General features: G+C 46.4%; 9 protein-coding genes and 4 pseudogenes. 11 read left to right on the top strand and 2 right to left on the bottom strand.

Features of this window, described 5'->3' with window-relative positions:
- Both LC065_RS08370 and LC065_RS08375 read right to left on the bottom strand, forming a co-directional pair.
- Window positions 1-1,125, bottom strand: a complete 1,125-nt coding sequence (locus tag LC065_RS08370; RefSeq protein ID WP_306163887.1) for a glycerate kinase — start codon at window positions 1,123-1,125, stop codon at window positions 1-3.
- 123 nt (window positions 1,126-1,248) lie between these two features.
- Window positions 1,249-2,295, bottom strand: a complete 1,047-nt coding sequence (locus LC065_RS08375; RefSeq protein ID WP_226592268.1) for a CdaR family transcriptional regulator — start codon at window positions 2,293-2,295, stop codon at window positions 1,249-1,251.
- Window positions 2,296-2,613: 318 nt separating this feature from the next.
- Here LC065_RS08375 and LC065_RS08380 point away from each other — a divergent pair.
- The 11 genes and pseudogenes from LC065_RS08380 (at window position 2,614) to LC065_RS08435 (ending at window position 12,282) form a co-directional block, all read left to right on the top strand.
- Window positions 2,614-3,784: pseudogene (locus tag LC065_RS08380) on the top strand (acyl-CoA dehydrogenase family protein).
- 19 nt (window positions 3,785-3,803) lie between these two features.
- Window positions 3,804-4,568 carry a 3-oxoacyl-ACP reductase FabG gene (gene fabG / locus LC065_RS08385; RefSeq protein ID WP_226592264.1) on the top strand — a complete coding sequence of 255 codons (765 nt, stop codon included), beginning with the start codon at window positions 3,804-3,806 and terminating at the stop codon, window positions 4,566-4,568.
- Between the two features lie 18 nt (window positions 4,569-4,586).
- Entirely contained in the window at window positions 4,587-5,021 is a 435-nt protein-coding gene (locus tag LC065_RS08390) for a MaoC family dehydratase N-terminal domain-containing protein (RefSeq protein ID WP_226592261.1), read from the top strand.
- 7 nt (window positions 5,022-5,028) lie between these two features.
- A pseudogene (locus LC065_RS08395) lies at window positions 5,029-5,437 on the top strand (MaoC/PaaZ C-terminal domain-containing protein).
- Between the two features lie 15 nt (window positions 5,438-5,452).
- Window positions 5,453-6,682 (top strand): acyl-CoA dehydrogenase family protein, encoded by a 1,230-nt coding sequence (locus LC065_RS08400; protein ID WP_226592257.1) that lies wholly within the window; start codon window positions 5,453-5,455, stop codon window positions 6,680-6,682.
- Window positions 6,672-7,445, top strand: a complete 774-nt coding sequence (locus LC065_RS08405) for an SDR family oxidoreductase (RefSeq protein ID WP_226592255.1) — start codon at window positions 6,672-6,674, stop codon at window positions 7,443-7,445. Before LC065_RS08400 ends, LC065_RS08405 begins: the two co-directional genes overlap by 11 nt.
- 21 nt (window positions 7,446-7,466) lie before the next feature.
- The gene (locus tag LC065_RS08410; protein WP_306163888.1) at window positions 7,467-8,639 is read left to right on the top strand and encodes a thiolase family protein; all 1,173 of its coding nucleotides are present in this window, start codon (window positions 7,467-7,469) and stop codon (window positions 8,637-8,639) included.
- Window positions 8,640-8,713: 74 nt separating this feature from the next.
- On the top strand, window positions 8,714-9,283 hold the full coding sequence (locus LC065_RS08415) for a TetR/AcrR family transcriptional regulator (protein ID WP_226592251.1): 570 nt from the start codon (window positions 8,714-8,716) through the stop codon (window positions 9,281-9,283).
- A 69-nt stretch (window positions 9,284-9,352) separates the two neighbouring features.
- A pseudogene (locus LC065_RS20470) lies at window positions 9,353-9,775 on the top strand (acyl-CoA thioesterase).
- A 1-nt stretch (window position 9,776) separates the two neighbouring features.
- Window positions 9,777-10,544 (top strand): SDR family NAD(P)-dependent oxidoreductase, encoded by a 768-nt coding sequence (locus LC065_RS08430; RefSeq protein WP_226592246.1) that lies wholly within the window; start codon window positions 9,777-9,779, stop codon window positions 10,542-10,544.
- A gap of 58 nt (window positions 10,545-10,602) precedes the next feature.
- A pseudogene (locus LC065_RS08435) lies at window positions 10,603-12,282 on the top strand (long-chain fatty acid--CoA ligase).
- Window positions 12,283-12,338 lie beyond the last annotated feature (56 nt).

A 12,338-nucleotide genomic window follows, 5' to 3' on the forward strand; every position in this document is an offset into this window, starting at 1 on the left:
TTATTGTTTGGTGATGATTAACCTTGCGATTTGTCTTGTTGTCTCAAATAAATATTCTTCTGCGTTCTTCAGGCAGTTCTCCAACGACACAGGACCTGGAGCTATGGAGTAACAACTCGTGAATCTCTCATTTAATGCTCCATAGTTTGTACCTAAACTCCCTGATAGGAGAATGACGGGCGTATGGTTATCTTTTGCCAGTTCAGCTACATACCCTGGCGCTTTTCCATAAAGAGTCTGTTCATCACTTTGTCCTTCTCCAGTAATGACATAATCAGCATCACGGATGGCGTCGTGGAGCTTGATGGCTTCGCCAACTAACTTTGCACCTGATTCAAGAAGCGCACCAATGGTAAGAAAAGCAAAACCAAGGCCGCCGGCTGCGCCAGCGCCCGGCGTGTTCATGATGTTCTTGCCAAGCACTTCTTCAATGAGTTTTCCATAATGGTCTAAAGCATGATCATAAGCATATACTTGCTGCTCGGTCGCTCTTTTTTGTGGGCCATAGATATGACTTGCTCCACGGTTCCCAGTCAGTGGATTGTCTACATCAGAAGCAACACGGATGGTAACGTCTTTGAGACGAGAGTCCAGTTTAGAAAAGTCCACCCGTTTCACGGCATGCAGGTCCTTTCCGTACATCCCTGTCTCCTGGTTATTTTCATCATAGGTCTTCATCCCAAGTGCCTGTAACATTCCGAGCCCACCATCATTCGTTGAGCTTCCCCCAATAGCTACGATCAAGTTCGTGCATCCCTCGTCTAACGCATGATGGATGGCCTGCCCGATGCCATAGCTTGTTGTGTGATCAGGATTGCGTTTTTCTGTTGGGACCAGTGGTAAGCCGGCAATCTCTGCTCCTTCAATCACCGCCAGACCATCCTCCAGTTTTACATACCAGCTTTCCCGCTCTTCCCCTAACGGCCCTTTGCATGAAAAATGAACTTTTTCGTGCGGCACAGAAGTAGAAAATACTTCTAACGTGCCTTCTCCACCATCGGCCATTGGTTTCATGATATTTTCTGAATCCGGGATGACTGAATGCCAAGCCTTTTTCATGATTTCAGCGACTTGAATGGAAGACAAACTCCCTTTGTAAGAATCAGGGGCAAAAACGACCTTCATCATTCCCCCTCCTTTTCTAAAAGTGGTTACTTTCTATTCAACAGGAAATAAGAAGCGATAACAATTGATGAGATATACAAAATATCAGAAAACTGTAAGCGTATTCTTGTGCAGTTGCACAAATCAATGGTTTATTAGAATGGCTTGCAGGATGATCGCATCTTTGAAATTCCGTGCATCCAGTCCTACTTTTTTATGGACTTGATCCAGCCGGTAATGAAGCGTATTTCGATGGACATGCAAATCATCAGCTGTCCGACTCATTTTCAAATCGTTATTGAAAAAAGTATGGAGCGTTTCCAAATAGGGTGTTTCTAATCGATCCAGACGGATGGCATAAGGTTCTGTGATTTCTATGTACGTGTCCTTTGTAATGCTTGAAAGAAGCCGTTCCACCTTAAGTGTCCCACTGTGAATGATTTCTCCGGCTTTTCCTGCAATGTCGATCGTCTGCGCTGCTTGTTGGAAAGATGTATAAATCCCTTTTGCACTATACCCTGGTTCACCAACAGCGGCAGGTCCATCTGTTTTGATTGGTGGGGTCTGCTCTTGAAATGGAAGAGGCATGACCACTAAATTCTCGTGAAAAGGAAGAATGAAAAGCGGTTTGAGTTGCAGCTGTTCTGACTGTGTGCGCAGTCGCTCGACGAAATCAAAAGGTGCGTTTGTTTGGAAAACGAAGACCTGCCATGCCTTCTTAAGGTCTGCACGTAAAGAATAGCGGGCTTCTTTCTCCAGGTCTTCGGTTTCTTCGTCTGAAATGAGCCGATGAAACCAGTGGTTCCACTGTCTTTCCTGATAAAAACTCTGCTTCTGGATATAGAGTTGTTCGAGCGCAATTTCGACCGATCCTTGAGTCATACCTGCTGCTTGATACACTTGATCTGGGTCTCCTGTTAAACCGACGACACCTGCGAGTTCGCCTTTATGAAAAATGGGAAGGTTGACTCCGGGTTTGGTGTTTGAAAATTGGTCCACCATTTTGCTTGTAATTTGTTGGGCTTTCAGTGTTTTTATCACCTGTTGAGCTCCACCGTGTGTTTGGTAAATGCGCTCGGGATCGGTGCTGGCGACAATTTTTCCGGTAGGGTCCATGAGGTTGATCGGCACGTCGATGTATTGAGAGAGACGGTAAATAATTTCCTTTCCTAACTGAGCGGTGAGTTCCACGGGTATCCATTCCTCCTTTTTGTATTATTTTATCAAATTCTGACTTAGTAGAAATTAAATGATTGGTGATAGATATAAGACCACTTCATTTTCTTCGAGGGCCAACGTGAGAGCCGTTGAGGTGCGGAGTTAATAAAACCATTTCCTATCAAACGGACGAATTCTTCCTCCTTATTCAAAGGAAGATCTTTTTCTTTTCCTTAAATTATCCAATAATTTATCAAAAAGTGTTGTATTTTTTGAATATTTAAAATAATATAAAATAAAACATACCTACCGGTTGGTATGTTGATATAATACAGAAATGAGGATGATTGTATGCACTTGCGTTTGACCGATGAACAGGAAATGGTAAGAAAAACGATTCGGAAATTCGTTGAGAAAGAATTGATTCCTCTTGAAAATGAGGTCTTGCGTAATGAAAGGGAGGGAAGGCCGAGTCTCCCCGAAGGAAAGATGGAAGAACTTCAGCAGAAGGCGAAAGACGCAGGCTTTTGGGGCATCAATACACCGGAAGAATACGGCGGAGCGGATCTTGGGCAAATGATGCTTGCCATCGTCCAAATGGAAGTGGCTCGTACCTTTGTCCCCTTCAAATTTGGAGGATCAGCTGACAATATTTTGTATTACGGAAATGAGGAGCAAAAGGAAAAATACCTATTGCCGACCATTAATGGCGAAAAGAAATCGTGTTTTTGCTATGACAGAACCTGGGGCTGGTTCTGATACGAGGAACTTGAAAATGACAGCAGTCAAGGATGGCAATGACTGGGTGCTCAACGGGGAGAAGACGTTCATCACCGGTGGAAACGAAGCCGATTTTGTGATGGTCATTGCCATTACTGACAGAGAGCTTCATCAATCTTCTAGTGGCAGAAAAGGAGTCACATGCTTTATCGCCGATCGTTCTATGGGATGGAAGTCTGAATACATCCACACCATGGGAGAGTGGGGACCAGCGGCTCTCATATTCGATAACGTCCGCGTGCCGGAAGAAAACATTCTCGGGGAAATCAATCATGGATATGATTTAGGGCTTGAATGGATTGGTTTTGCTCGTTGGATTGTCGGGGCTCGTGCTGTAGGAGCAGCTGAGAGGCTGCTGAATATGGCGATCGATTACGCAAATGAACGGGAAACCTTTGGAAAGCCAATTGCGACCCGTCAAGCTATTCAGTGGCAGATCGCTGATTCAGCCGTAGAGATTGAAGCAGCGAAGTGGCTTGTTCTTAATGCTGCTTTTACGCTCGATCATGGGGAAGATAACCGCCACTATGCATCCATGGCGAAGTTGTATGGGGCGAACATGGGTAATAACGTCATCGACCGTGTTCTGCAAATTCATGGTGGCATGGGATATACGAAAGAGTTACCTATCGAGCGCTGGTACCGTGAGGCAAGACTTTGGAGAATCTATGATGGAACCGATGAAATTCAGCGCTTGATTATTTCCCGTAATCTATTAAAAGGGCATGTGAAAATCGGTTAGGACAAGAGGAGGAATGGAAATGAGTGGTAGATTTGAAAACCGATCCGCTTTTGTAACAGGCGGAAGTCGTGGAATAGGAAAAGGAATTGCGCTGCGTTTGGCAGATGAGGGCGCCAAAATCGGCATCATTGATGTCAATGAAGAGGCCCTCAAGGAAGTGGAATCAGAATTCAGGGAAAAAGGGTATGAAATCTTCTGTCAGGTGGCGGATGTCGTCGATTATGAACAAGTGGATACAGCCATGCAGGAGGCCTTCAACCGATTCGGATCTCTGGATATTCTCGTCAACAATGCAGGAGTCATCCGTGATAATATGCTGTTCAAGATGACGGATGAAGACTGGGATACCGTCATGAATGTTCATCTGAAGGGTTCATTTAATGCCGCCCGTGCTGCGCAACGAATCATGGTTGAGAATAAATACGGGCGTATCATTAACATCTCTTCCACATCTGCGTTAGGGAACCGTGGTCAAGCGAATTATGCCACGGCGAAAGCAGGGCTGCAGGGCTTTACCAAGACGCTGGCCATCGAGTTAGGGAAATTTGGAATCACTGCCAATGCGGTCGCACCGGGCTTTATCGAAACGGAAATGACGAAAGAAACGGCAGCACGCATCGGCATATCATTCGAAGACCTTGTCGAGGCAAGCATCAATAAAATCCCTGTCGGCAGGAGTGGGAAGCCGGAAGACATCGCCAATGCCGTCGCATTTTTTGCAGATGAACGTTCTTCTTTTGTAAATGGTCAGGTGATTTATGTCGCAGGTGGTCCTAAAAATTGACGATAAAGGAGCGGCTATATGTTTGAACAATCGATTGGAAAAAGATCAAAAACAGTGAAGAACATGGTCGAGCGGGGAGCCGTGAAAAAGTTTGCAGAAGCGATTGGTGATCCTCATCCCATATTCATTGATAATGAATCGTACTCCCGTAACATGGCTCCTCCCACTTTTCCCAGAGTGTTCGATTATGGAGTCATCGAGGGACTCGATCTTCCTAAAAAAGGGTTGATCCATGGAGAGCAAAACTATCATTATGAACGCCCTCTATACGTTGGAGAAGAAATTCTCTGCTATGCGGAAGTGGAAGATTATTACGAAAGAAGTGGAAAAAGCGGCGACATGGGATTTCTCAAGGTGAAGCGTTACGGGGAAGACCTGGAAGGGCAGCTGATTTTCTCTGAAGAACAAGTCGTTATTATTACGGAAGCTGTAAGAAGGGGGATGCGTGTATGAGTCCTTTATATGGTGTTCAGCCGGCGATAAATTAAAAGCGGTTACTTTATCCCCGGTAACCAGACTGGATTTGATTAAGTACGCAGGTGCCTCTGGGGATTACAATCCTATTCATACGATTGACGAAGAAGCGGAAAAAGCAGGTCTGCCTGGAGTTATTGCTCATGGGATGTGGACGATGGGGAACTTGGCCAAATTATTTACCCCGTTTTATGAAGAAGGGTTTATCCAGAATTACTCGATTCGATTCCGAGGGATGGTATTTCTGGAGGATGTCATCACTCTTCATGCGGAAGTGGAAGGGGAAAGATCAAGAAACCATCACTTTCAATGTCCATGCTAAAAACCAGAATGAAGAAGATGTCATTAAAGGGCAAGTGGTGTTCCGGAAGACAGAAACAAGAATTGCTACATAAATAGGGAGGAACTTTATGCACTTTGAACATTCTCAAAAAGTGAAAGATCTGCAGGATCAATTGACGAGGTTCATGGAGGAGCATATCTACCCGAATGAAGATTTGTATGAAGAACAATTGAATGAAGAGAACCGTTTTGCAGACATCCCGCCGATTATGGATGAGTTGAAAAACAAAGCGAAAGATGCGGGACTGTGGAATTTATTCCTTCCTGACAGTGCGTATGGCGCAGGGCTTACGAACATGGAATACGCCCCCTTGTGTGAAATCATGGGGCGATCGTTCATTGCGCCGGAAGTTTTCAATTGTGCAGCCCCCGATACGGGGAACATGGAGGTCCTCGTCCGGTATGGATCCGAAGAGCAAAAAAAGCAATGGCTGGAGCCGCTGCTTAAAGGCGAAATTCGTTCCTGCTTTTCAATGACAGAACCCGATGTCGCGTCTTCCGATGCTACAAATATCCAAACGAGTATTACGAGAATCGGCGATGAGTATGTCATCAACGGGACGAAGTGGTGGTCTTCCGGGGCTGGAGATCCAAGGTGTAAGATCAGCATCGTCATGGGGAAAAATGATCCGGATGCAGCGAGACATGAGCAGCAGTCGATGATTCTCGTACCGCTGGATACGAAAGGGGTAACCATCAAACGGCTGCTGCCTGTATTCGGCTATGACCATGCCCCTCATGGGCATGCGGAAATTGAGTTCAACGATGTTCGTGTACCTGCCTCCCACTTGATCTGGGATGAGGGGAAAGGATTCGCCATCGCTCAAGGGCGTTTAGGACCGGGGCGGATTCATCACTGTATGCGAACGATCGGGGCAGCGGAACGGGCACTTGAAGATATGTGCGCAAGGGTTAACGACAGACAGGCGTTTGGTAAAAAGCTCGCCGATCAGGGAGTGATCCGCGAATGGATTGCTGACTCCCGTATCGAAATTGAGCAGGCACGCCTCCTCACGTTGAAAGCCGCTTATATGATGGATACCGTTGGCAACAAAGAAGCGAAATCTGAAATTGCTATGATTAAAGTGGTCGCGCCGAATATGGCATTAAAAGTGATTGACCGGGCCATTCAAGCTTTTGGAGCATCCGGGGTCAGTGATGATCAACGATTAGCTGCAAAGTGGGCGAATATAAGAACTTTACGTTTAGCGGACGGACCCGATGAGGTACACCGCCGGGCGATTGCGAAATATGAACTGGCCAAAGTCTCGGAAAGGAGCGGAATGTATGCACGCTAAAGATCTCTTTCGTTTAGAAGATCAAGTGGCGGTTGTTACGGGAGGCGGCAGAGGTCTTGGCAAACAGATTGCAGAAGGGCTGGCCGAATGCGGGGCTCATGTCGTGGTGTGTTCAAGGAAGCTGGAGGCCTGCGCGGAAGTGAGCGAGCAGCTGGGAAATCTTGGCGTTGATTCTCTCGCTTTTGAATGTGATGTCACAAACCCGGACTCGATGCAAAAAGTGGTGGATCAGACCGTCGATCATTTTGGACGCATTGACATTCTCGTCAATAATAGTGGCGCTACATGGGGAGCTCCGGTAGAAGATATGCCTCTTGAGGCCTGGCAGAAAGTTTTCAATGTAAACGTCACTGGAACGTTCCTCATGTCTCAAATGGCAGGAAAAGTCATGCTTGAGCAAGGTTCAGGAAAAATCATCAATATTTCTTCGGTGGCTGGGATGAAGGGATCGGATCCCAAGTATATGGATACCATCGGATACAATTCGAGTAAAGGGGCGGTACTCACTTTTACAAAGGACTTAGCGGTGAAGTGGGGACCGAGAGGCATACGCGTGAATGCGATTGCCCCTGGATTTTTCCCGACGAAGATGTCGAAGGTTTTAATGGATAAAGGGGAAGAGGCTTTCCTGCACAGTACTCCGTTACGGAAATTCGGAGGAGAAGATGATTTGAAGGGGGCAGTGATTTTCTTAAGTTCTAAGGCCTCTGATCATATTACAGGTGATGTAATCATCGTCGATGGCGGCACACATGCCACGTAATCATAGAAAAGGAGTGAAAGGATGTCACATAGAGATGCGGTTATAGTATCCGCTGTCCGAACAGCGATCGGTAAACAAGGCGGGACGCTTGCCGGGGTTCCAGCCCATGTGTTGGGATCTGCAGTCATTAAAGAAGCGGTCCAGCGTGCGGGGATCGAACCTGATGCAATTGAAGATGTGATTTTTGGAAATGTGTTGAGTGGTGGGGGAAATGTCGCTCGTTTATCTGCCTTAGAGACAGGGCTTTCTCTCAAGCTTCATGGTATGACGGTGGATCGTCAATGCGGGTCAGGCTTGAATGCCATCCACTTAGCTGCTCAGGCGATTCAAGCAGGGAATGGAGAGGTGTATGTAGCGGGAGGAACGGAAAGTATGAGTCGCGCTCCTTATTTGATGGACCGGCCAGATCGCTCCTACAGTCCAGTCCCGCCTAAGTTCAGAAAATCCCAGCTGTCACCAAAAGAAATCGGAGATCCCCCAATGGGAATAACGGCAGAAAACTTAGCAGAAAAATACCAGATCTCAAGAGAAGAACAGGATCGTTTTGCTCAGAACAGTCAAGAGAGAATGGCTCAGGCTATGGAAGAAGGGCGTTTTGAGGAACAAATCGTACCTTTGAATATTCCGGTAAGAAAAAGGGATCCAATCATTTTCAAAACCGATGAACATCCACGTCCTTCTTCTACGATGGAAGGGATGGCAAAACTTCCTCCTGCTTTTCTCGAAAATGGGACGGTGACAGCGGCAAACAGCTCAGGGTTAAATGATGCTGCTTCAGCCCTGACTCTGATGTCGCGTGAGAAAGCGGAAGCACTCGGGGTGGAACCGTTGGCCAAGGTTGTGGCCTGTACGGTCGCAGGTGTGGACCCAAACATTATGGGCATCGGACCTGTACCAGCTGTACATAAGGTTCTGGAGCAGACAAGGCTATCATTGGATGACATGGATCTGATCGAAATCAATGAGGCCTTCGCCGCTCAAGTGCTTGCCTGTCAGGCTGAGTTGAATATGGACATGGATAAGGTGAATGTAAACGGAGGTGCCATCGCTCATGGCCATCCGCTGGGAGCAACAGGTGCCATTCTTGCTACCAAAGCGATCTATGAACTTAAGCATAGGGAAGGCAGGTATGCACTGATTACCGCCTGTATCGGCGGAGGTCAGGGGATAGCAATGATTCTTGAGCGCGGCTGATCTTACGGACTCTTTCGCAGATTTTAGGGATGTTATAATGGGATATCATCCTTAAAAGAGAGGACCATGTATCTATGAAACAAGAAATCATCCAAACAAGTATTCATTTAATTGATAAAAAGGGATTCACAGAAACATCTCTACAAGAAATTGTAGAAGAACTAGGAGTAACGAAAGGGACCTTTTATTATTATTTTAAAAACAAGCAGGAGCTTCTGACTGTTATCCATTTGGAATTCATTGAGTTTCTGCTTCACAATCAGCGGGAGATTTTGAATGATCATTCCAAAGACAGTAAAGAGAAGCTTCGTTCCATGATTTATATGGTCATTCACAGCATTAAAGACCGAAAGAAAAGTGCGAGGATATTCTTTAGGGAAATGCGGAACCTTGGCCCCGATTACCTGGAACAGACTGTTCAAAAGAGAGACCAGTTCCGTGTTCATGTCCAGGCCGTCGTCGAAGAAGGCATCGAGAATGGAGAGTTCCAAACCGATTTGGATCCTAATATGGTGACAAGAGGGATTCTTGGAATGACGAACTGGAGCTACTATTGGTTTGATCCTGAGGGAGATGTCTCAGCAGAAGAACTCACATCCATTTATTTGAACATCATTTTAAACGGAATCAACTCCAAAGATTAAACCTCACCAGCCTTTCCTGATAAAGGCTTTGTCCACAACATACTGACTGGTTGGAATGGAGGGTATGGCATGAAACATGAAAGCAGACTAAGAGTCAGGTTTTGCGAGACAGATATGGCAGGGCACATCAATAATACGAGCTATTTCATTTACTTGGAAGAAGCGAGGGGGAAGTTTTTTCAAGAAGTCCTGCCAGCACATGTGAATTCTGTCGGACGTTTTATTATTGCATCAACTACATGTGATTTTGTAAGCTAGGCATACTTTGGAAACCCTTTGATCATTCGTTCCTGGATTTCACGCATAGGTCGCAGCAGTGTTACTTTTACTCATCAGATTCTGGTTGAAGGCTCAGAAGAACGGGTCGCACAGGCGGATGCTGTCATCGTTCATTTCAATTATGAGAAACAGCAGAGTGAGCCGGTTAGTGATGAGCTGCGTGTGTGTTTAGAAGCTTACTTGGAAACAGAGACGGCAGAAAGGAGTGTATGAGGTGGGTAGATTTGAGCAAAGCATTGCAGTCATTACAGGAGCAGGAAGCGGAATTGGTGAACAAACCGCTGTAAAACTTGCGAATGAAGGAGCGAAAGTGATCCTTGTCGGAAGGACGAAAAGTAAACTGGAAAGAGTGGCCGCACAGATTAATGAAGGTTTAGAGGAACCGGCCGCAAATGTTTATCAAGCGGATGTCACTCAGGAAGACCAGTTGAACCAGTTCGCCGGTTTCGTGAAAAATGAGTATGGTGACCTGCACGTTTTGGTGAACAATGCAGGCATATCGGGCAAATCTTCCATCCTTGATATGGAAGCAGAGGAGTGGGACCGCATCCAGGATACGAACCTGAAGAGTGTGTTTCTTGTCTCTAAAGCGCTTGGACGTTTGATGATGGAAGGGGAGACACAGGAGGATCGTTCCATCGTTAATGTGGCTTCCCTGTCTGGTCACAAAGCCGGGGCGAAAATTCCTCACTACAGCTCCTCGAAAGCCGCAGTGATCAATTTCACTAAAGCACTGGCGTTGGAATTCTCAGCTTCCGGTATCCGTGTGAATTCCGTATCGCCGGGATTCGCGGAAACGCCTTTGACGGAAGAGGGGTTGAAGAACAAGCGGTTTGAGGAGGCAATCCAAAGAAATACAGCCTTAGGCCGGGTAGGGAGACCAGAAGAAGTAGCTAATGTCATCTGTTTTGCTGCCTCTAAAGAAGCTTCCTATATGACAGGTTCCGATCTACTGGTGGACGGTGGCTGGCTGATTAAGTGAACTGTAAAATGATAACGCTTACAAATTTGATGGAAATTATTAATAAGGAGTGGTCTTCTTGCGAACGAAACATTATGAATTTTGGCCTAAGTTGACGAAGTCCTTAACCGTTCCGGAAACGTCCATTTATGACAACCTCAGGGTTTCCGCTACACGGTATCCTGAACACGAAGCCATTTATTATTATGGTGCTGGATTGACTTACCGGGAGCTGTTGGAACAGGTCGATGCACTGGCAGGATACATGCAGCTTTATATGCAGGTGGAGAAAGGAGATAAAGTTCTGCTTCTTATGCAGAACTCTCCTCAGTTCATCATTGGTTACTATGCCATGCTAAGAGTAGGGGCTGTGGTCGTACCAATTAACCCGATGTTAAAAACGGAAGAGCTTGAATTTTACGTGAAAGATGGAGGGATCAAGCACGCGGTCATCGGCTAGGAGCTGATGGATGTCGTTCAACCACTAGTCGAAACGACGACTTTACACAACATTGTTGTGGCTGCCTATTCGGATTATACAGGGAAAATGAACGAGGAACGGCTTCCCGTTGAAGTTTTTGCTCCACGAAATGTTTTTGAAGATGATGCAGTACACATTTGGTCAGAAGCCTTGGCGTTAAAAGCCCGGCCGAAAGACAGTGAAGTCCATGCCGATGATCTGGCTGTGCTTCCATACACTTCAGGTACAACCGGGCTGCCTAAAGGCTGCATGCATACAAACCGGACGGTGCAGGCCAATATCCTTGGGGCCTTTTACTGGTCTCGTGCCACCATGGATTCAAGATCCTTGGCAACACTGCCTTATTTCCATGTCACCGGCATGGTTCACAGTATGCACATGCCTATTTTCAGTGGAAACAAAATTGTCATTATGACGCGCTGGGACCGGGAAACGGCCCGGCAGTTGATTCGTGATCAGCAGTGTACCCATTGGGTGACGATCAGCACCATGCTCGTTGATTTTCTTGCAAACCCTGAAGTGAAAGCGGAAGACTTACGTTCTTTATATGCGATATCAGGTGGGGGCGCGGCATTTCCGAAAGCCTTAGGAGAGAAGCTTTATCAACTGACCGGCCTTGAGTTCGTTGAAGGGTATGGTCTTTCCGAAACGATAGCCCAGACCCACTTTAATCCGCCGGATCGTCCGAAAATGCAGTGTCTTGGTATTCCTTCCTTTGATGTGGATGCGAGAATCATTGATCCGGCCACGATGGAGGAAATAGGGACCGGTGAAATTGGTGAGATTGTCGTGAACGGGCCGCAGGTGATGATCGGCTACTATAATCGGGCAGACGAAAATGAGAGTGCTTTTGTCGAGATTGACGGGAAATCTTTTTTCCGAACGGGCGATATCGGCCGCTTTGATGAGGAAGGATATTTCTTCATTGTCGATCGATTGAAGCGGATGATCAACGCTTCCGGATACAATGTATGGCCGACAGAAGTGGAGTCTTCTTTATATGATCACCCGGCTGTTCAGCAAGCGTGTGTCGTCGGTGTCCCAGATCCAAGAAAAGGAGAGAACATCAAGGCCTTTGTCATCCTGAACGACAACGCCAAAGGTGAAGTCACTGAAGAGGAGATTGTTGCGTGGTCGAAAGAAAAAATGGCGGCGTATAAGTATCCGAGGATTGTTGAGTTCATTGAAGCGTTCCCGATGACTAACAGTGGAAAAATCCTCTGGAGGAAGCTCCAGGAGGAAGAAAGACAGAAAATGAATGCCGATCAGAAGTCCTGAACACCTGTGCCTTGGAGAGGATCCAAGGCACAACCGCATCAAAATTGATGGTAAAG

The sequence above is a fragment of the Halobacillus litoralis genome, from assembly GCF_020524085.2.
In the GTDB taxonomy this organism is placed as follows: Bacteria; Bacillota; Bacilli; order Bacillales; family Halobacillaceae; genus Halobacillus; species Halobacillus litoralis_E.

Bases quoted from the DNA above. Each gene is read 5' to 3' on its own strand.
- LC065_RS08370 (WP_306163887.1), bottom strand. From the start codon at position 1,125: ATGAAGGTCGTTTTTGCCCCTGATTCTTACAAAGGGAGTTTGTCTTCC.
- fabG (WP_226592264.1), top strand. From the start codon at position 3,804: ATGAGTGGTAGATTTGAAAACCGATCCGCTTTTGTAACAGGCGGAAGT.
- LC065_RS08390 (WP_226592261.1), top strand. From the start codon at position 4,587: ATGTTTGAACAATCGATTGGAAAAAGATCAAAAACAGTGAAGAACATG.
- LC065_RS08400 (WP_226592257.1), top strand. From the start codon at position 5,453: ATGCACTTTGAACATTCTCAAAAAGTGAAAGATCTGCAGGATCAATTG.
- LC065_RS08405 (WP_226592255.1), top strand. From the start codon at position 6,672: ATGCACGCTAAAGATCTCTTTCGTTTAGAAGATCAAGTGGCGGTTGTT.
- LC065_RS08410 (WP_306163888.1), top strand. From the start codon at position 7,467: ATGTCACATAGAGATGCGGTTATAGTATCCGCTGTCCGAACAGCGATC.
- LC065_RS08415 (WP_226592251.1), top strand. From the start codon at position 8,714: ATGAAACAAGAAATCATCCAAACAAGTATTCATTTAATTGATAAAAAG.